The sequence below is a fragment of the Streptomyces sp. bgisy159 genome (assembly GCF_057707805.1).
In genome coordinates, this window is record NZ_JBYIQX010000046.1 from 36,366 (window position 1) to 59,439 (window position 23,074).

At 66.6% G+C, this 23,074-nt stretch carries 24 protein-coding genes and 4 tRNA genes; 2 read left to right on the forward strand and 26 right to left on the reverse strand.

Annotation, left to right across the window (positions count from 1 at the left end; translation table 11 throughout):
* Positions 1–20: 20 nt before the first annotated feature.
* The 19 genes from AC3ET3_RS30635 to AC3ET3_RS30725 form a co-directional block, all read right to left on the reverse strand.
* The gene (locus AC3ET3_RS30635; RefSeq protein ID WP_435613289.1) at positions 21–2,234 is read right to left on the reverse strand and encodes a hypothetical protein; all 2,214 of its coding nucleotides are present in this window, start codon (positions 2,232–2,234) and stop codon (positions 21–23) included.
* Entirely contained in the window at positions 2,231–2,362 is a 132-nt protein-coding gene (locus tag AC3ET3_RS30640) for a hypothetical protein (protein ID WP_432157764.1), read from the reverse strand. The genes AC3ET3_RS30635 and AC3ET3_RS30640 overlap by 4 nt, the downstream gene beginning before the upstream one ends.
* Positions 2,362–7,029 carry a peptidoglycan DD-metalloendopeptidase family protein gene (locus tag AC3ET3_RS30645; RefSeq protein WP_435613290.1) on the reverse strand — a complete coding sequence of 1,556 codons (4,668 nt, stop codon included), beginning with the start codon at positions 7,027–7,029 and terminating at the stop codon, positions 2,362–2,364. The genes AC3ET3_RS30640 and AC3ET3_RS30645 overlap by 1 nt, the downstream gene beginning before the upstream one ends.
* Before the next feature lie 4 nt (positions 7,030–7,033).
* The gene (locus AC3ET3_RS30650; protein WP_432158641.1) at positions 7,034–7,324 is read right to left on the reverse strand and encodes a hypothetical protein; all 291 of its coding nucleotides are present in this window, start codon (positions 7,322–7,324) and stop codon (positions 7,034–7,036) included.
* A 125-nt stretch (positions 7,325–7,449) separates the two neighbouring features.
* Entirely contained in the window at positions 7,450–7,773 is a 324-nt protein-coding gene (locus AC3ET3_RS30655; RefSeq protein WP_435613291.1) for a hypothetical protein, read from the reverse strand.
* 102 nt (positions 7,774–7,875) lie between these two features.
* Positions 7,876–8,469 carry a phage tail tube protein gene (locus AC3ET3_RS30660; protein ID WP_435613292.1) on the reverse strand — a complete coding sequence of 198 codons (594 nt, stop codon included), beginning with the start codon at positions 8,467–8,469 and terminating at the stop codon, positions 7,876–7,878.
* Between the two features lie 64 nt (positions 8,470–8,533).
* Positions 8,534–8,899: a hypothetical protein gene (locus tag AC3ET3_RS30665; RefSeq protein WP_435613293.1), complete on the reverse strand. Its 366-nt coding sequence runs from the start codon at positions 8,897–8,899 to the stop codon at positions 8,534–8,536.
* Complete coding sequence (locus AC3ET3_RS30670) at positions 8,892–9,254, reverse strand: hypothetical protein (RefSeq protein WP_435613294.1); 363 nt, start codon at positions 9,252–9,254, stop codon at positions 8,892–8,894. Before AC3ET3_RS30670 ends, AC3ET3_RS30665 begins: the two co-directional genes overlap by 8 nt.
* Entirely contained in the window at positions 9,251–9,604 is a 354-nt protein-coding gene (locus tag AC3ET3_RS30675; RefSeq protein WP_432158646.1) for a hypothetical protein, read from the reverse strand. Before AC3ET3_RS30675 ends, AC3ET3_RS30670 begins: the two co-directional genes overlap by 4 nt.
* Complete coding sequence (locus AC3ET3_RS30680; RefSeq protein WP_432158647.1) at positions 9,601–9,981, reverse strand: hypothetical protein; 381 nt, start codon at positions 9,979–9,981, stop codon at positions 9,601–9,603. Before AC3ET3_RS30680 ends, AC3ET3_RS30675 begins: the two co-directional genes overlap by 4 nt.
* Positions 9,982–10,218: 237 nt before the next feature.
* The gene (locus AC3ET3_RS30685; protein ID WP_432158648.1) at positions 10,219–11,241 is read right to left on the reverse strand and encodes a major capsid protein; all 1,023 of its coding nucleotides are present in this window, start codon (positions 11,239–11,241) and stop codon (positions 10,219–10,221) included.
* Positions 11,242–11,254: 13 nt separating this feature from the next.
* A complete protein-coding gene (locus AC3ET3_RS30690) occupies positions 11,255–11,650 on the reverse strand; it encodes a head decoration protein (RefSeq protein WP_432158649.1) in 396 nt (131 codons plus the stop codon).
* Positions 11,651–11,674: 24 nt separating this feature from the next.
* On the reverse strand, positions 11,675–12,328 hold the full coding sequence (locus tag AC3ET3_RS30695) for a capsid assembly scaffolding protein Gp46 family protein (RefSeq protein ID WP_435613295.1): 654 nt from the start codon (positions 12,326–12,328) through the stop codon (positions 11,675–11,677).
* Positions 12,329–12,370: 42 nt separating this feature from the next.
* Positions 12,371–13,180 carry a hypothetical protein gene (locus tag AC3ET3_RS30700; protein ID WP_435613296.1) on the reverse strand — a complete coding sequence of 270 codons (810 nt, stop codon included), beginning with the start codon at positions 13,178–13,180 and terminating at the stop codon, positions 12,371–12,373.
* Positions 13,161–14,687, reverse strand: a complete 1,527-nt coding sequence (locus AC3ET3_RS30705; RefSeq protein WP_435613297.1) for a phage portal protein — start codon at positions 14,685–14,687, stop codon at positions 13,161–13,163. The genes AC3ET3_RS30700 and AC3ET3_RS30705 overlap by 20 nt, the downstream gene beginning before the upstream one ends.
* Before the next feature lie 13 nt (positions 14,688–14,700).
* Positions 14,701–16,347, reverse strand: a complete 1,647-nt coding sequence (locus AC3ET3_RS30710) for a terminase (RefSeq protein WP_432158653.1) — start codon at positions 16,345–16,347, stop codon at positions 14,701–14,703.
* A gap of 79 nt (positions 16,348–16,426) precedes the next feature.
* Positions 16,427–16,891, reverse strand: a complete 465-nt coding sequence (locus tag AC3ET3_RS30715) for a phage terminase small subunit (protein WP_432158654.1) — start codon at positions 16,889–16,891, stop codon at positions 16,427–16,429.
* 195 nt (positions 16,892–17,086) lie between these two features.
* Positions 17,087–17,686 (reverse strand): DNA primase, encoded by a 600-nt coding sequence (locus AC3ET3_RS30720; RefSeq protein WP_435613298.1) that lies wholly within the window; start codon positions 17,684–17,686, stop codon positions 17,087–17,089.
* Positions 17,687–17,941: 255 nt separating this feature from the next.
* Entirely contained in the window at positions 17,942–18,178 is a 237-nt protein-coding gene (locus tag AC3ET3_RS30725; protein ID WP_435613299.1) for a hypothetical protein, read from the reverse strand.
* A 355-nt stretch (positions 18,179–18,533) separates the two neighbouring features.
* Between AC3ET3_RS30725 and AC3ET3_RS30730 the strand changes: the two genes are divergently transcribed.
* Complete coding sequence (locus tag AC3ET3_RS30730) at positions 18,534–18,800, forward strand: hypothetical protein (protein WP_435613300.1); 267 nt, start codon at positions 18,534–18,536, stop codon at positions 18,798–18,800.
* Positions 18,801–18,857: 57 nt separating this feature from the next.
* Here AC3ET3_RS30730 and AC3ET3_RS30735 read toward each other — a convergent pair whose 3' ends face one another.
* The 6 genes from AC3ET3_RS30735 to AC3ET3_RS30760 all read right to left on the reverse strand — a co-directional run bounded on the left by AC3ET3_RS30735 (position 18,858) and on the right by AC3ET3_RS30760 (position 20,117).
* Positions 18,858–19,184, reverse strand: coding sequence for a hypothetical protein (locus tag AC3ET3_RS30735; protein WP_435613301.1), 327 nt, complete (start codon positions 19,182–19,184; stop codon positions 18,858–18,860).
* 96 nt (positions 19,185–19,280) lie between these two features.
* A tRNA-Pro gene (locus AC3ET3_RS30740) sits at positions 19,281–19,353 on the reverse strand.
* A 38-nt stretch (positions 19,354–19,391) separates the two neighbouring features.
* Positions 19,392–19,477 (reverse strand) — tRNA-Ser (locus AC3ET3_RS30745).
* Between the two features lie 3 nt (positions 19,478–19,480).
* A tRNA-Leu gene (locus AC3ET3_RS30750) sits at positions 19,481–19,555 on the reverse strand.
* 161 nt (positions 19,556–19,716) lie between these two features.
* Positions 19,717–19,788 (reverse strand) — tRNA-Gln (locus tag AC3ET3_RS30755).
* Positions 19,789–19,895: 107 nt separating this feature from the next.
* Entirely contained in the window at positions 19,896–20,117 is a 222-nt protein-coding gene (locus tag AC3ET3_RS30760) for an endonuclease domain-containing protein (RefSeq protein ID WP_435613304.1), read from the reverse strand.
* Here AC3ET3_RS30760 and AC3ET3_RS30765 point away from each other — a divergent pair.
* The gene (locus AC3ET3_RS30765; RefSeq protein ID WP_435613306.1) at positions 20,034–20,636 is read left to right on the forward strand and encodes a hypothetical protein; all 603 of its coding nucleotides are present in this window, start codon (positions 20,034–20,036) and stop codon (positions 20,634–20,636) included. The genes AC3ET3_RS30760 and AC3ET3_RS30765 overlap by 84 nt on opposite strands.
* Before the next feature lie 633 nt (positions 20,637–21,269).
* Here AC3ET3_RS30765 and AC3ET3_RS30770 read toward each other — a convergent pair.
* Positions 21,270–23,045: a recombinase family protein gene (locus tag AC3ET3_RS30770; RefSeq protein WP_435613302.1), complete on the reverse strand. Its 1,776-nt coding sequence runs from the start codon at positions 23,043–23,045 to the stop codon at positions 21,270–21,272.
* Positions 23,046–23,074 lie beyond the last annotated feature (29 nt).

Below are 23,074 nucleotides of genomic sequence, written 5' to 3' on the forward strand. Positions count from 1 at the left end.
TGACTGGGTACACGGGTGCCTCACGCTCCGATGCGTATGGTGAGCCAGGACGTCACTCCGTCGAGGACATCGGCCCACGTAGCGCCGCCGTCCTTGACGGTCTGCCACGTGCGGTCCGCGTCTCCGGTGACACCGCCGATCGGGCGGTCCACCTGCGTCAAGGGCAGGACCCATGTCCGGTCGTGGAACTCCGCGAAGTCAGCGACCGGCGCGGCCGTGACATCGCCGATGGACACGAACATGTCGTCCTCGCCCCACCCGGGAGGCCACTGAAGGAGGAGCGGTCCGCCGGCGTCTAGAACCCAGTCAAGGGCTCGCCGGTCGGCGTCCGTCTCCGTGACGACGGTCAGGTCACCGACCCTTCCGCCACGCACATCTGAGATGACGACAGGCAGCGAGCGTCCACGGACGACGGCTACCCCCTGGCGCGCGGAGCGCGTCCACGTCGGTACCGGCGGCTGGACGACGAGCCGGACATTCTTCTGCGGGAGTCCGGGGTCCTTCAGCCAGACCTCTGTAGGGCTGGAGTCCAGCGTCAGGGGGTCGGAGAGGTAGTCCTGATACCCAGACCCGGACGGGTTCTTGACCGACACGCGCCACTGCATCGGTACGCCGAGTGGCGTCTCATAGTCGGTGACGGCTGCGACGTCACCAGTGATCGTCTGCGACGTCAGGTCACCCGACCACCCGCGGACCGGGTAGCTCGTACCCGCAGCGTCGAGGCGGACGAGGGTCCACAGCCACGACGGGTCACGCGAGGACAGGCCGTTCATGGTGATCAGCGCGCCTCCGCCTCCCGCAGGCACCGCGGATACGGTGAGACCACCTACGAGGAACTGCGCGCGATCGACGTACAGCGTGTCCCCGGCCGTCAGGTCGGAGTACTCCAGTGAGATGCGGATGGACTCGGCACCGTCCGGAGCGATGTCCCCCATGGGACCCCACACCCATCCGGACGCACCCTCCGACGTCCAGCTCTGCCACCTCGTCCGCAGCGCGCTCCCGGTGCTGTCCAACCACTCAAGACGTGTGCGCAGGGCGGGAGTTACCGTCGGCATACGCACTGGAACGCGCATCTGGTAGCTCTGGCCGGGGACGATGGGCTGTGTCGGTGTCGTCTCCAGGGAGATGGTCATGTCTCCGCCGGTCGCCACGACCTTCATGGAGTAGCTACCACCGTAGTAGTAGTCGCTACTCAGTGAGGCCGTTGCGCCTGACACCTGCCAGTCGCTCAGTCCACCCTCGAATTCACTGACCTCGTACGTCAGCAGATTCCCGGCGGCTCCGACCGTCGCGCAGTCGAAAATCCGCATCAGGTCGCAGGTCCATAGCTGGCCAGCGTCGGTAGCCGTCGGACAGAGGGCGAGACGGACGAACGCCGTGCCGGCCGGAGCCGTCCCGACTACCTGGCACGTCGTCCAGTCGGAGTCAGTCAGCGCCCAGTCGATACCGGTCGTCGTCGCGATCAGCGCATCCGACACGTCGTACCATCGCAGGTCGACGCGGATCGGCCCGGCAGCGCTTCGCGCGCTGACCTGCCCCATCAGCTCCGTTCCTGGTGACGAAGCTATCGGGACACCGACGACGTCCATCGGCCCGGCAGCTACGGACGTGAGCGACAGGGAGTACCAGCCCTCACGGGACACCATCGCCAGTCGGCCCACCGACGTGTTCGTCAGGCCGGTCCATTCCGTGGCGTCCGTCTCCACCGACGTCGCGGTGTACGGGTACAAGTTGAGTGACGAGTTCGACGGGAGCCCCAGCTTGAACAGGTCCCCCGCGACCTGACCGCCCGCCGGTAGGCCGGTGACTGTCACTGTCAGGGAGGCGTACTGCGCGCCTTCCGGCGCCACAGCCGTGACCTGCGGTGGCGGGGTGTTCCACGACGTGCTGTTCGCCATGGTGGTGGCGGCACCCGTGGAGGACGCGATCGGAGTGCCTCCCACCGCATCCGCCCACCAGTCGACCGTGACGTATGTGGTGCGGTCGGCAACTGCGGTGATTCCCGCGAAGAACGCGTACCCCTGGTACTCCTCACCTACGGTCACGGCGACTCGTGTTGCCGTGGTGGCCGTGACGGACCCGGCGGCCGTCGCCGTCATACCGAGGCTCTTCGTCCCCGTGTAATAGCGGGTGGACTGGAAGAGCGACGTGTTCGCCCCCGCAGTCCACCCGCTGACGTCCGTCTCCACCGACTCCACGTTGGCGCTGAGGAGGTTGGTGGATACGCTCATCCGCCGTCGCCACCCTGCTCGCCGACGGTCGGCTCCGGCTCCGGGGGCGGAGGCTCGTCGGCCGGCACCGTCGGATAGTCCACGATGGGCGGGACCACTACCGGGTCAGTCGGTGTGGTGTCGGGCATCAGGGCCACCTTCCGTTGTTGAGTGCCGTAGCGGCATGCTGGTCATAGGTGTTGATCTCGGTGCGGACTATGTCCGTGATCTCCTGGTCTCCGACGAAGACACGGACGTCGGCGTGAATCGCCGTCGGACCGCTCGTCTTGGACGCCCGGATGTCCGCCCACTGCTGCGACGTCAGGACCGGCTCCGGGTGTCCCGTGCCGTTGGCGACGAGGTTCATGCCGGGCTGGAGGAAGCCTCCGTCGTCGTAGAGGAACGGCATGGGGTCGATGGCCACGCCGTTGCGGCGCGCCTCCAGGTGAAGATGCGGACCGGTGACGTTGCCCGTCGCACCGACGGCGCCGATCTGCTGCGCGCGCGTCACGATCTGGCCGACAGAGACAGCCATGCGGGACATGTGCGCGTACAGGGACGCCAGTCCGCCACCGTGATTGATCAGGACGTGATTGCCGTACGGGCCGCCGCTCGTCGCCTGCGCCACCTTGCCGGGAGCGACGGAGAAGATCGGCGTGCCCGTCGGAGCGGGGAAGTCGAGGCCCGTGTGATGGCCTGACGACCACATCTTGCCGGCCACGCCGAAGAGGGTGCCGAACGGTGCGTTGACGGGGCGCGCCCATGGGCCGTTTCCGCCTCCGCCTCCACCGACGGAGAAGAGACCGGACACAGCATCAACGATCTTGTCCTTGATGCCGGCTGCCATCTTCACGGGGTACTTCCCGACGGCCTTTCCGAGCGTCGAGGAGCCGACTCCGCCAGCGACCTTGGCCAGGATCGGCTTTATCAGGGCGTCCCAGACCTTGCCCGGATTCGTCATCAGGTCGACGCCGGTCTTTGCCCAGTCGACGGCACCCTTTGCGACGCTGGACACCTGATCCTTCGTCCAGTCCCACGCGCCGCCGAGCGCGCCGAGCACCCCTCCGTCTTCGAGAAGCTGGACGCCGGCCGCCTGCCAGAGCGACTTGGCCCGACCCCGGTACTTGGGGTCGGTGGGAATGACGTACTCGGGGTAGCGAGGGTCACCCTCGCCGACGATAGCCGTCGGCTTGTTCGTCTTCATCGGCCGTGCGACGCCCCATCCGTCGCCGACCGTACCGCCGGCAGCGAGGAACTTGGGGTTGGTGTCGAGCAGCTTCGGGCCCTTGGGGAGCGGGTCCATTCCGACGAAACCGGCCACCTTGTCGAAGACAGCCTTGATGCCCTTGTTGTAGACCCACTCGATCACGAAATTCACCGGCTTAGCGGCGATCTTCGCCACCTGGTACCAGTGCTTCTTCACCGCATCCCGGGCGCTGCCGAAAGCGTCACCGACGAGCTTTGCCGCGCTCCGGATATTGTCGAAGGCTGGCTTGATGCCCTTCTCCCACGCCCACTTCGCCACAGCGACGACGGCCTCTATCGCCGGCTTGACCGCCTTTCGGTGCAGCCACACGAAGCCGTCACCGACGTCGCGTGCCCCTTCGATGACCGAAGTGAAATACCGTAGGACGATGTTCTTGTACCACCACGCAATAAGAGCGCCGATGAAGCCGAAGATGGGGCTGAAAATGCCCTTCCAGAGCCAGACGACCACGTCAGCCAGGAACTTGAAGTAGCCGACCACTACGTCAATGGTGGGCTTGATGATCACTCGCCACAGCCACAGAATGACGTCGCCGACGAGCTTCCAGTAATCAATCATAAAGCCGACGTACGGCTTGATGACCTTCTCCCAGAGCCAGACGACAATGTCGCTGAACCAGCCGAAGAACGGCTTCAGCGCTCGCGTCCACAGCCAGTCTGTTGCTACGCGGATCGCCTTCCATGAGGCATCGACGGCAGTGCGGAACCAGCCGACGTTCTTGTATGCCCAGATGACGCCGAGTGCCAGGGCCGCAACGGCGACGACGATCAGCTCAATGAGCGGGACAATTCCCGTCGCCTGGATCGCTGCGGCCCAACTCCATGTCTCGATGGTGGCCAGCGCCACAACCGTATTGTAGATCCCCATGGCGATGCCGAAGGCTTTCATACCGATCTCGATCGCCTTGTTTACGGCATACAGCCCCCACAGGATCTGGACTACCTCAGGCACGTTTTCCGAGATCCACGACAGGCCGTCGAGGAGCGGTGAGAGGACCGCCATGGATACCTGGCTCATAGGCTCCAGCGCCTTCGCCAGGTCGAATATCGACCCGAACAGGTCCCCGAGGAACTCTGCGACTCCAGGCGCCGTCTCCTTGACGTACGCCAGGAAGCTTTCAAACTCAGGCGAGCCTTTGAGGTTTGCGCCCCAATTAGCGAACCGCCCGGTTATGGTCTGCATCCGGCTGGATATGCCATCCATGTGCGGGAGGAAGGCGTCGACAATGCCCGCCATGCCCTTCAAGACATTTCCGAAAGCCACGCCGAGTCCGACGATTGCGGGCTCCGCGTTCTCCCGGATGTCCGCCTTGAAGCCCTGCCAGAACGGACGCTTCAGGTCAGCGCTCGCGCGGTCCATGAGCGTGCCGATCGCGTCGGCGGCTGCCAGGACGAGCGGCGTCAGAGTCGGCAGGCTGGACTTCGCGCCGTTTACGCCCCTCGTGAAGAGAGGGAGGACGTCAGGCTGTAGCTCCTTAGACCATGCCTTGAAGGCGGCCGTCAGCCCCGTAGGTCCCGCGAGTGCGTCGTACAGCGCTCGCTGTTCCGGTGTCAGTTTCGCGAGTGCCTGTCGGTACTCGTCGGCTTTTGTCGTTCCGGTGGCCGTCGCCCTTGCTGCCGACAGGCGGGCCGACTCAACGCCCCGCTCCGCGGACGCAATGGACTCCGCGGCCTGGACCTGGGTGTTGGCAGCGTTCTCCACGGCGTCGGAGACAGCGCGCTGAGCATCCGCGACCGATTGAGCGGCCTGGACCTCCGCGCGGGCTGCGCTCCGATGAGCTTCTGCTACGGCCGCGACCTGATCGCGGACGTTCTGCTGAGCGTCGGCGAGCTGATCGGCTGCGCGCTTGACGTCCTCGTTACCGTCGACGCCGGCCTTCTTCGCGGCCTCCGCGTCCTTCTGGAGCTGTGCGAAGTCCTTCTTCTGCTGCTTCGCAGCCTCAACCGCCTGATCGTAGGCGAGCTGCGCACGCTGGAGCTGAAGCTCCGTGGCACGGCCGGCGTTGTAGTCGGCGCGCGTCTTGTTGAGATCCTGCTCGGCTTCCTGCACGCGGAGGGCGGCGTCGCGCTCGTCGAGCTTGCTCTGAGTCAGCTTGTCGTTCAGGTCGGCGAGCTGCTGTGCGGCGTCACGCCGGGCCTGAGTCAGAGACTGCTCAGCGTCGCGAGACTGCTTCTTCGCGTCGGCTAGGGAGCGCTCCGCGCGCTCGACTGCTTCCGCGGCCTGGCGCCGCTCGTCCATCGCCCGTGCGGCAGCCTGACCAAGAGCGCGCTCCGCGTCCTCGATGCGGCGGTTGGCCTGCGCGATGGAGCGGGCAGCGTTGCGGCGGGCGGCCGTTAGTGCCTGTTGCGCTGAGGCCATCTGGAGCGCTGACGACGCAGCCTTGTTGTCGGCCGCAGCAGCACCGGCGGACGAGGCAGCAGCCTCCTTCTCCGCGGCGCTCTTCGCTTGAATGACAGTCGCCACGCCCTTGATTGCCGGGATTGCGGCGAGAGCGAAAGCGCCTGCGGCAGCAGAGGCAGCCGTCAGGGCGGCAGCGAGCGCCCCGATCCCTGCGACGATCGGAGGTATCGCCGGCAGCGCAATGACACCTCCTAGCGCCACGGCCAGCCCCAGTGCGCCCGACGTCGCGCTGCTCGTATCCAGGTCTACGTGCCGGTCGTCGACCGCGTCCACGGCCGCACGAACCGCTGCGAGCTGAGCCAGCGCCGCAGCGCTGTCGACGCGGACGTCCACGTCGGTGTTTCGCGTCTGAAGTGCCTGAAGACGCGCGCTGATCTGCTCGACACGGGCCAGCGCCGTGGCGGCGTCCATGTCGATGCCGATGCGTACGTCCCGCATGGCGGTGAGCTGCGCACGCAGACGTGCGACCTCCACCTGCGCAGGCGTGGTGTCGGCGTCGATATTGACGTTGGGGAGCGACGCCTCCGCCTCACGCACCGCAGCACGCAGGCGGGCCCCTAGGGAGCCGTCCGTCTCGATGCGGATGCGATGCGGACCCGCAGTCGCGGCGTCGATCTCTTCCTTTATCTCCACCAGGGCGGCGCGAGCGGCGGCCGTGTCGACCCGGACGGCGACGTTGGGGTGCGCGGCTCCGAGACGGAGGAGTTCCGCCTCCAGCCGCTCCACCTGCGCGCGCGCCGTGGCAGCGTCGATGTCGATGCCGACGCGCTTGTTCGAGAGCTGCTCCAGTTTGGCCCGGATGCGCGCAAGCTCCGCGTCCACACCCGTGTCCCCGAGCCGCACGTCAAGCTTCGGCATGGCCTTGAAAGCGCGCTCCAGCTTGGCGCGCAGGGAACGGGCGAAAGAGCCGCCTGTGTTGTCGCCCTGCCGGGTGGCGGCAGCCTGCGCGGCCTTGCCACCATTGGTCACGGCGTCGGGTATGGCCACCACGATGTGGTGCGACATAGCGTCGCCTAGACGTCGGCCGGCTTCCTCCCCGACACGGGTTGCGGCGGGGAGGACAATCGCCTGCAACTTGGTGTGGAAGTTGGGAGCGATTGGGACGACGTCGACAGCCGCAGTGCCGACAATGTCCAGGTCACCGGCCATGTGTCTACTCCTTCGGCTGTGGCTGGTCTCTCAGCCGCGGGTCGAGTGCGCGGCGCTGCTCGTCTGTGAGCGGATTACGTCCCGCGCGTGCGCTCTTCGGCGGAATGCCGGGACGTGGGGTTGGCTCGAATTCGCCCGGCTTTCCTCCGTGCGCGGCTGTGGTGACCATGCGGAGGAGTCGGACCTCGTCCTTCAACGCCGCGAGGAGCATCTCCGTCCCACTCCATGCCGCACGGTCCGGGCGGTAGTCGGTGCTCGCCCGGTCGATGTCCTCTGTCGGCAGCGCGTTACGCATCGCCGTCTTTGTCGCGCTCTCTGGCGGAAGGTGCTGAATCAGCACTCGCAGCCGCCGCATGGAGAGCCGGCCCCGGTAGACGTCGAGGAGGTCAAGCCCGGGGTAGTAGCGGCAGACGTCGGCCTCTACCGCTTCCGCGTGGTCCGTGAGGATCGCGAGCGTGCCGAAGACTTTCCCGGGGCCTCGCCGCTGGCCTCCATGATCGCCGTGGTGAAGGCGCCGATCTCCTCGAAGGTCGCGTCCAGCTCGACGAACTTCTCAGCGTCGTCGGGGTGCAGTGCACCGGCCGCCCACCCGTCGAAGTCGCCCTGACGGAGCGCCCGCAGGTAGGACGGTCGCCACCGGCTGACGGGCTTCACCCGGAGCGGGACGCCGGTCAGGTCGTGAGAGTTGTACTCGTCCGTCATCGCTTCGGCCTCCTGCGCCTCAGCGGCGGTGGTTTCGGACATGCGCGGGTCTCCTAAGTCAGAGGTGAAGAACAGCGCGGGTCAGTTGAAGAAGTGCAGCGGTGCCCGGACCCGCGCAGATACGGGCACCGCTAGTCAGTGACGTCAGATGACTGGGAAGAACGTGCTGACGTCTACGTCGCCGTAGTCGACGGTGCGGGTCACGGCCGCGGACGTGGCGCCCTTGTAGAAGCGGAAGGTCATCTGGACCGGCATGACGTCCTCGGTCTGCGGCTGCTCGTCGCCCCGCTCGATGACCTTGCCGTTCGGCATGTAAAGGCGCATCCGCTTGGTGCCGTCCATCGAGTCGAAGACGTAGGCGTACCGCAGGTCGGACGGCTTCTCCGGGAAGTCGTACTCCGCCAGGCCAGACACCGCGTCCGGCTTCAGGCTGGTGAGCGGGACGTTGTCGTACAGGGCGCGGACGAGCGGGTTCAGCCCCTCCAGGAAGGTGACCTGAAGCGACTTCGTGGACCGGGTCATCAGGGTCCGGATCGGCTCCAGCGAGCCGGCCGCCGTGATGTCCTTCGTCTCCTCCTCGATCTTGAAGAGGCCACCGTCGGTGGTCACCCAGCCGAGCATCTGCCAGGGCGACGCCGGGTCGGCGAAGTCGGTCGGGGACGCGGTGTTCAGGGGCGCCTGATAGACGAGGTAGTCAGTTGCGCCATACGTGAGATCGGCGTTACGAGTGTCGGCCACTCTGCCTCCTAGGCATGCGAGATGCCCGCGCGCCGTGGCCGACGGGCGGGTCAGTGATCAGTGGTTAGGCGGGGTGGAAGCTGACGGTGTACGACGCGCCACGTCGGTGGATCGCCTCGTTCGCCCACGGCTGCCGGGAGGGTCCGGAATCACAGCGGACGTCGCGGATGATCGCGCCGTTCACGGGACCGCGCAGGAAGAGGAGCGCGTCTCTGAGGCTGTTGGCCAGGGTCCGTGCTTCGTCGGCCGTTGAGGCGAAAACGTCCACGGCCACGCGCGGATGATCGGAGAATCTCTCGGCTCCGCCTCCGATCCGCTCAATACGGATCCGAGGGAGCGCTGTTTCCAGGTCTGCGGGTGTCTCAGCGCCAGCTAGGACACCCATCGTCGCCTCCGCCCACGGGTTCAGGACGGCTTCGATGTCAGGCACGGTGAGCCGCCTTCGCCGCGTCGATGGTCCGCTGAAGGACCGCGTAGCGTGGGACCCGCCCGTCGCCGTGCTCTACGCGCCAGGCATGTGGGGCGGTGTTGATCAGCCGCACAGACGCGCGCCACCTGCTCTGGCCCTTCCACTTGATGTTGCGCCAGACGGGCACGACGTCGAAGGAGGACGCGTAGAGGCCCGAGTGACGGTCACCGTCCGCGGGATCGCCGTGGGGGGCCAGGCTCTCCGCGAGGTGCTTCATGTCGACGGCCGCGTTGCGGCATGCGCGCTGGATCCCGGGGCGCGTGAAGAGCTTTCCGATACCCCGGTAGTTGCCCGTGTACTTCGAGTGGCTCGTCATCCGGTCACCCGCTTCACGAAAATCTCGACACGGGCAAGGGACGTCAGGGGAAAGATCAGTGGCTCCCCCTCCGCCTGCCAGATTTCTCCGCCGCGGAGGATTCGGTCCGCAGGGCGGACGTCAGTTCCGAGTGGAGCGACGAAGACGCGCCGTGATTCAACAACTGTCGATGCGTCGTGCGTCTCCGTCGAGCTGCCGACCGTGACGCCGTAAGGGCTCATGATCGCGCAGTTCTCGACGGTGATCTGTACTGGCGGGCCGGGGATCTCAGATCCCGTGGAGTCGCGGACCACCGGACCCGGACGCTCGACGACGAGCGTCTCGGACATCAGGTCTGCGATCAGGCTCACGTCGCCCTCCAGACCCGCACCGGAGGACAGATCTCCTCTGGTGCAATGTCAAGGGATGAGGCGCTGGCCGCCATGCCGACGGCCCGTCGGAGCCGCTTCCGCTCGTCCTCGGAGAGCATGACGCCCGTCTCTGAGTCGGCGTAGCTCACCAGCATGCCGCCCGCTTGCTCCGACCGGATCCCGGAGGGGTTGGTCAGGATGCGGGCAGCGACGGCCAGGGCGACGCTCTTGACGCCCCGCTGAGGCGGGTCGGTCAGGCGGTCACCCACCTCACCGTAGAAGGCGTCCGCGGTGAGGTCGTGGGCTAGGGCGCACTCAGCGTCGGACAGAGGCCGCTTAAGCAGAGTGCGCAGCTCAGTCGCGTCGAACAGCGCCACTGCCAGCCGCCTTCCGTCGTGGCGCCGCGCGCTTCGCCGGAGCCTTCGCCGATGGTGCAGGGTCCGTGAGTCGACTCGCGCTAGGCGGGTCGGCCCACGCCCTCGGGTTCGTGATAAGAGCCTGCGCCCAGTCGGGGACCTTGTCCGCGGGGCCGAACACGTGGCTCGTCCCGCTCTCGTCCGTCACGTGGACGTTCGCTGCCAGGGTTGCCATGCGTGAGTGCCTCGCGTTTCGGATCAGAGGACGTCAGCGACGAACGTCAGGTCAGGGGCAGCCGCGACCGGGAGGACGATGGACGTCGCACGGGTCCACAGCGTCTGTGGGTCCTCGCTCTTGTAGCCGCCCACCGCCACGCCGGCCGCGTCGCCCTGGAGGCCGTACCGGGGGTCGTTCGCCTCGACGGGGACGCCCCACAGAGTCTTGCCCAGTGCCTCGCCCTGCGCGGGGAGGAAGCAGATCTTGTCCTCCGGCGTCACGCGGGTTGCGGTGCCGTCGACGGACACCTTCGCGTCGTAGATCTGCACAGGCGGGATGTCGAAGTCGCCGAGGATGTTGTTCAGGTCGTCGCGCGTCAGAACGGTCGGGGCCGTCGACGCGCCACGGTAGGCGAGTTCCCGGATCTGCTTGTTGCGCCGCAGGAAGTTGTAGATCTTGCGGGACATCAGCGTGAAGGCGGGGAGGTCGCCGTTCGTGTCGTTGTAGACGTCGAGCCACGCCTGAAGGTCGTCGTACGCCGTGGCGGTCTCCGTGCTGGACCACAGGGTCGCGGCCGTGACGGAGTGCGCCGCGGACCGGCCGAAGTCGACGCCGGCTGACACGCCGTTCTCCGCGATGGTCACGGACCCGTTGAAGATTGCGTCACCACGGGCCAGCTCGACGCGGGCCGCGATGGCGCTGACCAGCTTGATGGAGTCGGCCTCCATCGCGTCGCGCAGTTCGGACGCCTGCGTGTCGACGTTCCGCATACGGATCTGCTCGTACTCGCCGACGGGCATCTTCCGCGAGATGGGCGGCAGTTCGCCGGTCACCCGCGCGGCACCCGACCGGGAGCCGATGTCCGACTCAGCGTCGAACGCCCGGTAGACGGCCGCCTCCACGAGGCCTCCGCCGCCCTTGTTGAAGCGGTAGACGAGATCGTTGACCGTGTCGTTCGGGAGCCACCGGTTCAGACTGAACTGATTCTCCTCGCGCTCCCGCAGGGCTTCACGGGCATAGCCCGTCAGCTCCGCGGGGGTCGCGTACTCAGTGAAGAGCTGCATGTATCAGGCCCTCTCAGACGAAGATGACGCGAGCGCCGAGATCGGTCTTACCGGCAGCGTCGATGGGGACGGGGAGCTTGGCCTCACGGATGAAGCAGTGCAGGAGCATCGACCCGACGACCTTCGTCGAAGCGACGCGCCGGGCGTCGACGTCCTGTGCGGTGAAGAGGAAGCCCACGCAGGTCTCACGGCCGTCAACAGCCGTGTCGTCGTACGGCCCGTACTGGCCGGACGCGGTGATCTTGCCGATCGGGATACCGCTCTTGATGTAGCCGTCCGGGTAGTGGGTGCCGGCGGTGAACGTCGAGACGTCGAGAGTCACGCTCACGGGCGCGTCGGTACCGTGCTGGGACCCCAGCCAGTCTCGACGGTCCTGCGTGAAGCTCTCAGTCTTCAGGCTGAGGTCCATACGGATCCCTCCGTTGTCGGGTGGTTACTGCTGCTTGCCGTGCTTCTGGCGGTAGCGCTCCGCGCCCGCAGACACGGACTTCGTGGCGCCGACGTCGCCTCCGCGGGGGCCGCCGGAGCGGGTAGTGCCGGATCCGCCCTGGCCGTCATCGCCGGAGCCGGATACGAACAGCGCCTTCAGCGCGTCCGCGTCGGCCTCCAGCTCCTCCTTCGTAGAGCCCTGAAGGCGCGCAGCCTGCGCCGGCGTGAGGCCCTTGTCCGCGGCGACTTCGAGGACGAGCGCCTTGCGACTCGCCTGCTCCGCGGCTGCCTTCGCGGTAGCTGCCTCCGCAGCGGCATCGTCGCGCTCCTTCTGGAGCCGCTCCGTCTCGCTCAGGTCGGCCGCCTGGCGCTTCTTCAGCTCCTCGTCCGCTTGACGCAGTCGTTCCAGCTCTGCGGCGTCGGGAGCAGCGTTGGCGCGCTGTTCGTGCTTGCGTGCGTGGTGCTTCCAGTAGGCGACCTGGTGTTCTGCGGACATGTCGGCCACGGGGGTGCTGTCTGGGTAGCCGTGCTCGTTGACGACAGGAGCGCCACCACCGCCTCCACCACCGCCGGCGCTGGGGTCGTCCTCGAAGAGGTTCCAGGGCTGCGCGGAGAACGTGAGGAGCGAGTTACGGCGTGCGAGAGTGCGTCGAGACATGCTGAAGAACCCCTGTCGGGTGTCGTCGGCCCATGCCGGGCGTCAGGTCGGAAGTGGGATGTCGTCAGGGCCGGTGAACCGCTGGCCCCGGAAGCCGAGTACGGGGCCAATCTCCCCGTGATCCCGAGCGATGATGATCTTTCGGTAGTCGACCGCGCGGCCTCCGCGGTCGAAGGTTCCGAGGGCCGCCTCAACGGCGTCGTGAATCTGGTTCAGGCGGTCCTCGTCGATGATCTGACCGGGGTCGTAGTCGGCAGTCACCGTCTTCGGCTCGCAGTCACAGCCCGGGTGGATCGGCATCAGATCTTTCTTGTGGTAGCGCTGCGTCGACGCGATCAAGCAGAGCGCGCAGTCGTACTCACCGCGCAGTTCACGGATGTAGTACTCCACGCCGTCCTGCTGCGCGGTGACCGCCTTGAAGGTGTGGGTCCGCGCTAGCTGAAGATCTGTCTTCGTGATCGTCTCCAGGCGGCGAGCGCCCCGATCGGTTGCGACGTCGAGGGGCTCACCGTTGCTCAGCGCCGTATAGACCTCGACGAACGGACGCTCGTAGACGTCGACCGGGTCCACGCCGCGGAGGGCTTGGCCGGTGACCGTGTCCAGGTCGAGACTCACGCGTGGTCCGCGCTCCCCCATGTCCCGGTAGAGCTGTTCGAGATACGACGTCGTCAGACTGGCTATCTGCCGCTCCCCAGCGAGGATGATCGGGAGCGTCGTGCGACGGAAGCGCGCGGCGTCGGCGTCACGCCAGGATCCGAGTCCGGCCCATGAGCGGTTCACCCTGCCCAGCACGCTCGCCCACACGCTCCGGACCGACGCACCGTAGCGTCGGTCAAGCCGCGTTAGCGTCATCGTTCTCCGCCCCTCGCCCGATCACGGTCCGCTGGTCGCGCCGTGTGCGTGCGTCGTTGAGGGAGGCCGGAGGCGGAGCGGTCGGGTCGGTCGCCGTCTGCGCGTTCATCGCATCGGTGGCCCGGTCGACCTCCATACGAGATATCTCCGTCGGCGTGTAGCCCATGTCTTCCATGCGCTGACGCCACGGGACGCCGGCCGTTGCCTTCTTCGCAGCAGCGTCAGCAAGTTCCGCGATGCTGCGAGACTCCGGGTCACGCCAGACGGTCTCGGCGGACCACGCCGTCGCACGGCGCTCGTCGCCCAGCACGCGGAAAGCCAGGCGCATGGTCTGTTCCCACGACTCGCCGTAGTTGCGCTGCCGGTCGCGGACCTTACTGACGAGGCCGGTCTCCGCGGCCTTCAGGGCGTCGCCACTGACGTTGACCACGGCGCCGATCAGGTAGTGCGGAGGCGTGCGGCTGATGGCAGCGAGATCCTGGACGGCAGCCTGAACGGCTGAGACGTACGGCTTCAGGTCCGTCGCCGCGAACTCGCCGAACTTCGTCTCGGGATCGCCCGACGTCCACAGGCTCTTGATGTCCAGCTTGTACGGCTGGAGCTTCTCGCCCGTCAGTGGGTCTTCATCGACTTCCAGGCCAGATGCCCACCGCTGACGGAAGGCGCCGTACTTCATCGCCGCTATGAGGTTGATCAGTGAGAGGTTGATCCGGTTCTGAATGCTCAGAACGTCCTCGTGCTCAGCGAAGCCGTCGAAGCGTCGGTTCCGTCGGTTCGTGAAGACGCCGAATGGGACGGTCAGCAGCTCGTTCGGTCGCTCGCCGTCGCGTGCGTTGGGGAGCGCCATGGCGTCCCAGCCGCGGAGTTCAGCAGCCCTACCGGTGAAGACGGGGCGATCTGACTTGGTCGTGAAGTCGTAGATCCGGTTCGGCAGCCACAGCGTCGCCCTGGTGGTGTTGTTCCAGTCGTCGCGCCACATCTTCAGGCCGGCCGCCAGTTTGCGTCGGCTCCCCTGCGCGTACTCCACGGCCACCTGCCGTGGCGTCTCGTGCGTCAGGACCGGTCGCCCGTCGTCGCCCTTCTCAACGAGGACGAACGCCCGTCGCTGCGAGAGCGCGCCATAGTGGACGAGGTCCGCGTCAGCGTCGAGGCTGTTCTCCTGCCAGATGCGGTTTGCGTCGGTGTCCGCCTTACGTGCGTCTTCGCTGTCATCGTCCGGCTCGCCGAAGCGGAAGCCGTCGACGTGCAGCCGCTCCGCGGGCGAGTCGATGACCAGCGACGCCCAGTTGGTTCGAGCGTCGCGCATCCACTCCGCAGCCTCCCGCGGATCCACGCCCGGGACACGAGGGAGGGGCGCTCGGTTCTCGGCGTACCGCTTCAGGGTGTCGAGTCCCGGCTCCGTCTCGCCGTCCTCGTCCGTACGGTCGTCCCGCTCGTCGAGGAGCTTCTTCCCGAGACGCTGGAGCCACCATCCGGGAGACTCCACCCTCGATGCGTCGATAGGCACTTGCGGACCTCCCTCAGAAGGCAACTAGTCGGTTGGAGCGCTTCTTACGCTTCGTGATTCCTGCGGCGACGGCATCCGCGCGACACTCGTAGGCGAGTACGGCACTCATGGCGGCGTCGATCTTCTTCGGCGACTTCGCGTGCTCCTTCGCAATACCCATGTGATTGCGGCCCATCTCGCGCCGACGAGCGTTGAGGACGTGGCGCGTCAGGCGCGCGCCTAGCTGGAGGTAATCCGACGAGACGTCGGGGTCCAGCGACTCCGCGTGCGAAAGCGCCTTGTCCTCCACGGCCTCCATGAAGCGGTCAAGGGCCGACTCCATGGCGGAGGGGCGGTTAGTCCACCACTCCAGCGGGGCCTTCTGCGTGGCTCGTACCTGGAGGCGCTCCCCGAAGTCGGCAGTCCAGCGGTCGACGTAGTCCTGCCAGTGCGGCGGGTCGCAGTAGAAGCCGCAGACCTCGAAGCGGTCGAAGGCGCGTGCAACAGCGGCGTCAACGGCCACGCGGTCGACCTGCCAGCCCTCGCCCTCAGCACCTTCAGGCTTCTCCCAGACTCCGAGGAGCATGAGATGACCGTCGGAGACACGACAGGCAACAAGCGCCGTGGCGTCGTCCTTAATGGAGCCGTCAAAGCCAAGCGTTACGAGTTCGCCGGGGGCTATCTCCTCGTCGCGCCGGCAGAGTGCCCATGCGTCGGGGTCCATCCACGCGTTTGATGCGACGGTGCGGGAATTGAGGAAGTATCGGCGGCCGTCAGCACTGTCGTTGCGGGTGTCGTAGAAGTCGTCAACGAGCGCTTCAAGGTCCATCCACTCCATGGCGTCGCCGTAGGCGTCGACCAGAGCGGCCCGGAGGGCGTCCTCGTCCTTCAGGTTCGGGCACTCGCCCCAACGGTGGTCGTACATGAGGCGGGCACGGCCACGCTTCTTACGACCGTCGCGGATGGCTTCCGCTTCCTCGTACGTGCGCTCAGCGACGGAGTCCTGCCCGGGGGCGAACATGGTCGTCGTTTCGAGGTACCACGGTTCCGCGAGCCGCTTGCGCTTGCGGAGGTTACGAGTCACTGTGGCGTACATGCGCCGCAGCTCAGGCGTGTTGTAAAGGTGCGTCTCGTCGAAGACGACGAACGTCTCCTTACCGCCGTCCTTCGAGGAGCTGGACGCGGTTGACGGGGTGATCTCTCCCCCGTCGGGGAGGTTGATACGGGTGATCCCGACGTCAAGGCCGGGAATGGACGAGAGGAGCGACGCCTCGTCGGTCAGGTTGAAGTGGACGGTGTCGAAGACGTTGCCGGTTTGGCCTTCCTCCGTGGCCATGATCCGGATGTACGGAACAGACACGGGGCGGCCCATGGGCTCGCCGGGTTCGTAGACGTACTCGAAGCCCAGCCCCCACGGATCGCGGTAGACCTCTCCGCCCTCCGCCCAGCCGGCGAAACGGGCGGGGCCAAGAGCCTCAAAGAGCGCCAGGCGCGCGCCTAGGCCCGACTTGTCGCAGCCCTTCGGGCGGGAGAAGAAGGCGGAGTCGTAGAGTCGTCGGCCGTCGTTCTCTCCGCCCTCGTCGAGGCCGTAGCAATCGACGACGAAGCCTGTGTACTCATCGCCGTGACGCACGGGCATACCCTGGACGTCGCCAGGGCCGTGTACGACGAAGTACTCCATCCATGCGACCGCTAGCCACCCGAGGGAGCGGTTACGGTCGTGACCGGGGGCGCGCACTATTGCGCGCGGCATCGGTCCCCTATCCGGTCAGACGAGCGCGACGAGAGTTGATGTCGCTCACGTTGTCGGGGCGCTGTGCGGACGCCTGACGGGCGTTCCGCGGCTCGTCGACCTTGAGCTTCAGCCGGGCTCTGTCCTCCGGCGTAGCGCCGAATTTCGCGGCACGGAGACGGACCTCAGAGGCGAACTCCCAGCGGCCCTTAGCCCACATCGTGTGGTGCATGAGCGCGGTGTCGATCAGGAAGTCCCAGTCGGTAGCGACGAAGGTCTGAGCCATCGGCGATGTGCGCCACGACTCCCACCACGCGACGGTGCGCGGGTGCCACTCGACGACTTCGCCAGTCTCCTCGTTGACGCCCAGAACGCCGTTAGGAAGGTCGGGGCCGCGGATCTCGTCGTCAGGGGTGACGACTGTTTCCGGCTCCGTGGCGTTGCGTCTGCGGCGCTTCGATGGGTCCTTGGGGGCGGGTCCACGGCCGGCCATCAGTAGTTCCGATCGTTGATGAACGTCAGGGGCTCACGGCGGAGCATGACCTCGATCATCGGTGCGATGTCTTCGGCGGATAGCACGTGCGTCTCCGCGACACTGCCGTCAGGGCGCTCTATGACCTCGTGGTCCGGGTGCGCGCACATGGGGTACCTCCCGGGTAAGGACGGCCGACGCCGCCCATGTCGGGAGCTACGCCGTCAGCTTGGAAACCACCGCGGAGAGGTCCGCGAGGATGGACGGGGAGGAGCCATGTCGGCGCCCCGTCATTGCGATGTACCGGCCCGTGCCGTAGACCTCCACGGCCGTGCCGTCGGGGCGTCGGATGCGCCGTCCCTGTCGGACGTGCGCGCGGCCCCAGATGTGCAAGCCGTCACCGGACGGGGAGACCTCTACGTAGGTGGCCCCCGCGTCGCGGAGAATGGCTGCGGCCCACGGGGCGAGCTGCCCGGTGAGCGGGTTCAAGCAGTGGTCCAGGTCCAGGCACATGACGTCGTCCTCGTCGGAGAGGACGAAGCCCAGACCGACGCCGGCCGTCGAGGAGACGGCGTCCTTGTACGTGCTCCACGTCCGCGGGTCCGTCGACGAAGCCGCCGTGCCGACGACAGTCAGGGGGGCCTTCTTCGCGTCGCGACGGACCCACCTGTCGCGGGTCGTCAGCTCTCGGGGAGTCGCGTCGTTCTTCGCCGCGCGATGCGCAGCGACACGGCAACGCGTTGAACAGAAGCGCGCCCGGTGCGAGTGTCTCGCCCCCAGGTGCTCCGCGCACCGCTCGCATTTCCGTGTGTTCATGGGTGCCATTCTAGTGCGGCCGGTAACGGTAAAACAAGGTCTGACCAGGGTGTTCTTAGCGATCAGCGTGCGTGGATCGCTGTGCGCCCGCCTCCCGTTTCGGGGTCGGAATCAGTCCGGGCGGCCGACGTTCGGGCCTCCAGCGGACGCCTGTGAGCGCCTCGGCCACATCCCCCAGACCCGTACAGACAGCGAGGCCCAGCACCTTGACGGTCTGGAGATCGCCCCGGAGGGGATCACCCCCCTGGTCTGTGGCTAGTCGATCTTGGCCGCGAAGCCGGCGCGGGACTCGCGACGATCACCGTCTGCGAGTTCGCCCTTGATCTCCAGGCGGCTGGGGACGAGCGTCAGCGTGATCGTCGTGCATGTCTGATCATGACCAACGCTGATCTTCGGCGCTCTCGCGAGCCGACCAACGTCGGTGCCGTTCACCAGCACCCGCGTCACCACCACGCCATCAGCGCCCGTGTCGTCGGCTTCTTCCAGCACCACGTGAGCACCGTTCATTGATCAGTCCTCCAGTGCTGGGTGAGTCTGCTTCGGCCGCTCTGTACGCACGCGCGTGAGGGCTGCTGCTCGTCCGCCCTCACTGGCGCTCTTCCTGGCGTGGCACCAGCCGCACAGTGCCCGCAAGTTCCCGTCGCTGTGGTCGTCCCCAGCGACGATGTGGTCCACGTCCGTGGCCTCTCGCCCGCACAATCGGCCGTCGGAGAACCGTGCCTGACAGACGTGGCCGTCGCGACGCAGGATGCGACGCCGGATGCGGGGCCAGTCCTTCGGGAGGCGTGAGCGCCGAGCGCTGCCGTGCCACGCCATGAAGCCGCTCCTCCCGCTAATCTGTTCGTCCATGGGGCTCTTCAAGAGGCGCTCTACGTCGGCCGCAGACAAGGCGGCAGAGACGGCGTACAAGCGCGGGGACACGATCTACGTCCGCACCGTCCACGCGGTTCCGGGACGCCCGGACGGCGGGCTGGCACAGGTCATTCAGCGCGTAGAGGCGGCCGGCTGGAGGCTGGAGCATCAGCACGAGGACGTGCGCGTCGACCATGGCTTCAGGCAGCGCTATTGGACGCTGACCTTCCGGGCCAACCCAAACCTCCCGGCGTCGCCCTGACGTAGCTCAGCCCCGCACGCGGGAACTCTCCTCCGCGGCGGGGCTGCGTCGTGGTCGTCAGATGCGGATCGGCATCAGGGTCAGCTCCGCGTTGTCCACGTCGATCAGAAGCTGACCGCCGTACTCCTGCGGCGGGAACGGGCCGAAGAGCTGCTCCTCGCCGATGGTCAGGGTCTCCGTTCGCGGGGTCACGGCGAAGCCGTCGACGGTGCGGGCGAGGCGGAAAGTCACGGTGCGGTCCACGGTGCTGCCCGTGTTCTTCACGATGACGCCGACCTGGCCGTCGTTCATGACGTAGTGGTTGTTCGCCGGGTCGCCGGGCGTCGGGGTGAGCGTGACGCCGTCGCGGCTGGACTGGGTTACGGCGATCTGTGCGCGTGGCATGGTGCCTCCGGATGGTGTTGATGGATCCGGCAGGCGTCGCCGTCTGCTCTGCCTCCGGCGGAGCCCTGAGACCGGGCTGTCCGGTCGCCGGATGAGTCGGGACGGGAGGATTCGAACCTCCGACTCCCCGCTCCCAAAGCGGGTGCTCTGACCTCTGAACTACGTCCCGAAGAGCGGCTGAGTGGCCCAAAGGCGGGTCAGCCGTCGTGGCGGAAGGTGAGGGAGTCGAACCCCCAACGGCCGAAGCCGTGACGCTTTTCGGGAGCGCTTGGCACGCCAATGCCCGACCTTCCAAGTACCGCACGAGGGATTCGAACCCCCAACCTCCTGATCCTGAATCAGGCGCCTCTACCAAGTTGGGCCAGTGCGGCAAAACCCCGCCCACAAGGGACGGGGTGGGTTGTTGCTGTCCGGGTCCCGCCGTCGGACAGCCGCACCGGGTCACGCGGGGACTCCGGATCGCTTCCGTGTCCTCGTCGGGCGGTGCTACATCGGGCGTGCGCTGCGCAGTCGCGCACGGGACGCCCCTCTGCTCCCCGCCCTGGATTCGAACCAGGACTACCCACTCCAGAGGCGGGCGTGCTGCCGGTTGCACCAGCGGGGAATCGTCCGGACCGTGAGGCCCGGGTGTGGGGCGTCGCGGACTCCGTCCCACACCCTCTGTGCGCGGCAAGTAGCTCCGTCCCGGCGCCTCGCGCTACAGCAGTCGACTCACGCTGCCAAGTACGCAGCCGCAGCCGTAAGAATTTCGGGGTCATCGCGGAGGTGACCAATGCCTACGTTGCAGGGCCAACACAGAAGCCCGCGAACGCAGTTCCCACAGGACTTCGCAGCGTCGGGGCAGCACGAGTGATCGTGGTCAACCGCGAGTTCTCTGCCCGCCGGGTCGAGGTGTCCGCACACTGCACAAACACCTCCTTGCTCAGCCAACATCGCAGCGTACTGGTCAGCGGTGATGCCGTACTGGCGCGAGAGGTACTCATCCCGCAGGCACCGCTTGCAGTGGCTTTGCAGCCCATCACGGCTCTTGCCGGATACAGAAAAGTCATCTTCGTGTTTCCAACCACGACACCTCCGGCACTGCTTGCGCCCGTACTCGTCTCGCGTCGTGGAGGAGCGTTGTGCGCGCAGCGCGGTCAACTGTCGGCCGTCGGTTCTCTGAGCCGCGTGACCCGAGCAGAGGCCGTACGCAGAGTGGGGCCGGGCGCACCCATCAAACTCACACTGCGCTCCCGGAGCGCGCTGAACACGCAGTTCGGTCAGCTCCTGCCCCTTCTGGTGCTGCTTGTAGTGACCTCCACACAAGCCAACGGACTGTACGGGCTTCTCGCAACCCTCAAACGCACATTCCGCATCGAGCTTCGCGTGCCAAGTCCATCGCTTCGGGGTCAGCGGAAGTCCTTTACGCTGCTGCTCGTAGTGCGTCCCGCACAGTCCTCGTCGAATCCGTGACGTGGAACCGCAACCCTGGAAAGAACAGACACGCGTGTCACTCATGTTGCCCACCCCTAAGAGAACGTCGAGCAGCCCCGGCGCTTAGGGACACCGGGGCTGCTCTTGACGCGGGGATCAGCCGCGTCCGCCTATGCGGTTGTGTCTCGTCCTCCGCGCCCTAAGTCCATGCGGAGGGAAGTCTTGGACGGCCGGACCGCTGCAACCGCGCTCAACCCGGAGGAGAGGGCGGGGAGCGACGTGGGAGCGGTGCCGGCCGTCGAGGGAGGGAGAGCGGAGCCGCGCCATTCGCCGGCGTCGCACGTCCTCCCCCTCCTACTACTGTTATGGGGCGCATGTGACGCGGGAACGATCTTGGTTGCGGGTGGCGGACAGACCGCATGCCAAAGTGTCGAACTAACCCGTCTTTTTCTTTCTCTCTAACGCGCGTTAAGAGAAGTAGAAAGTAGGGGTTAGTTCGACACTTTGGCATGCAGAACGACCCAGCAAGCCACGCTCAGTGACCGCACAGCCCTAACGCATCACTCTCCGCAGTTATCCACACCTGCCTGTGGACGAGGAGGGCGCTACTCGACGTCGGGGAGGCGGCTGGACGAGGCGCCATGCCGGTTGATCCAGCCGCCCCAGGGCCCGCTAAGCCGTTACCGACTCGTTATCTTCATCGCTCCTCTCCGGCGTCGCCCACTCGATCTCCACCCGGCCGTTGACCCGGTCCCAGGATGAGCCCCGCCTCGTCGTGTTGGGGTTCACGATCACTCTGTCCGCGAAGAGGGCCAGGAACGCACGTCGCTCCGGTACGTCCCACCGGTCCCAGAGCCCGCCCGGCTCCATGGGGTCGCCGTTGTCCGAGTCCGCGGCCCATTCATCGAGGGGGAGGCGCGTAGCGGTCGTCACGGCTGCCTTCAGTTCGTCGATCCGGGCCACACAGCGGGCCTCGTGCTGTTGGTACTTGAGAATGGTCTCCTTGAACGCCGCACGGCCCGTGGTGCCTTCGTAGAGGCCGTCCCTACGGTCCTGGTACAGCTCCTCCATACTGCTCTGGACGTGGTGGAGCTGTGCTTCCTGCTCGGCTAGTTCTGCGGCGGCCTCAGGGTCGGCCCCCTGAACGGCAAACCGCTCCGCGGCTGCCGCGAGGATGTCCACGTCGTCATCGTTCTCAGGGTCGAGCGTCGCCACCTTCGCCCAGAGGCGCGTGGCTACGACGTTGTCCGTGTCTTCCATGGCGATCCGAACCACGTGCTTCGCGACGTCACCCACCGACCGGCGCAAGTTGCACACGTACGTGCCGTTCATGTTGCTGACGGTCATGCCGGCTCCGCACAGACCGCACCGCAGAACACCCCAGGAACCGAGGAACGTCATGGTCCCCGCGCGGTCCACGCGGCGGGTGCGCTTCCGGCCATCGAGAAGTGCCTGAAGGTCGTACCAGCGCTTCGGCGTGATGAAGCCTTCGTGCGGGCGTACAGGTTGTCCCTGCTCGTCGCGGAGGATTTGGCGCCGTCGCGTCTTGGGGTCCACGGGGCCGATGGCGAAGCCCGCCAGCCGGGGGTCACGAAGGATGCGGCGGACGACCTGATCAGACCACTCCAGCTTTGCCGTGTCTTCCGTACCGTTCTTGCGCCTCTTCTGGGCAGCCGCGATGCGCGCCTTCGCGGCCTCCTCGTCGAGACTTGCGAGTGGCGTTCTGGCTCCGCGTCCCGTCATGCGGACCGCAATGGCGTTTTCGGTCAGGCCCGATTCTGCGGCCTCAATGATCTCCATGACGTTGTCAGCCGGCGTCGACTCCGGGCCGATTTCGGCGTCACTCGTCTGCCCTGGCTTCAGCAGTCGGACCGTGAGGCCGTCAACATTGACCGGCTCTGCTTCGAAACCGTAGGGGACCGGGCCGGAGGAGTGGGAGCCCTTTGCCTTCAGGGCCGCGAAGGCGTCGCGGATGAATTTCGATTTGTTCTTGGATTCCTGGTGCGCCAGACCCGCGATAAGGGCGAAGAACGCGACGCCGAACGGGTTGTCGTCCGACGTGTTGATGAACGGCTCTTGCGTCGAGACGAGTGCGACGCCGTGACTGGCCAGCTCCTGTTGAATCTTCATTGCCTCTGCCGCGCCCTGACGGGTGAGCCTGGAGAGCATGTAGATCACTACGACGTCGAACTTCCGCTGACGGGCGTCCTCCATCAGCCGTTCAAAATCGGGCCGGTAGACGTTAGGGTCGTAGCCGGACAGACCCACGTCTTCGTAGTGCCCTACGTGACGCCAGTTGTCTTGGGAGTTGATGTAAGCAACCCCCTTGTCCTTCTGCATCTGCGGGGATGCCTGACTGTCCGTCTCGCTCTTGTGGCTCTGCCGGCCGTACGTGACTGCCCTGACCATGTCTGCGTGGTCCCTGTCCCCCAGGGCGATAAGCTCCATGGGTAGATGGTAGTTGAGAGACCGGTTCT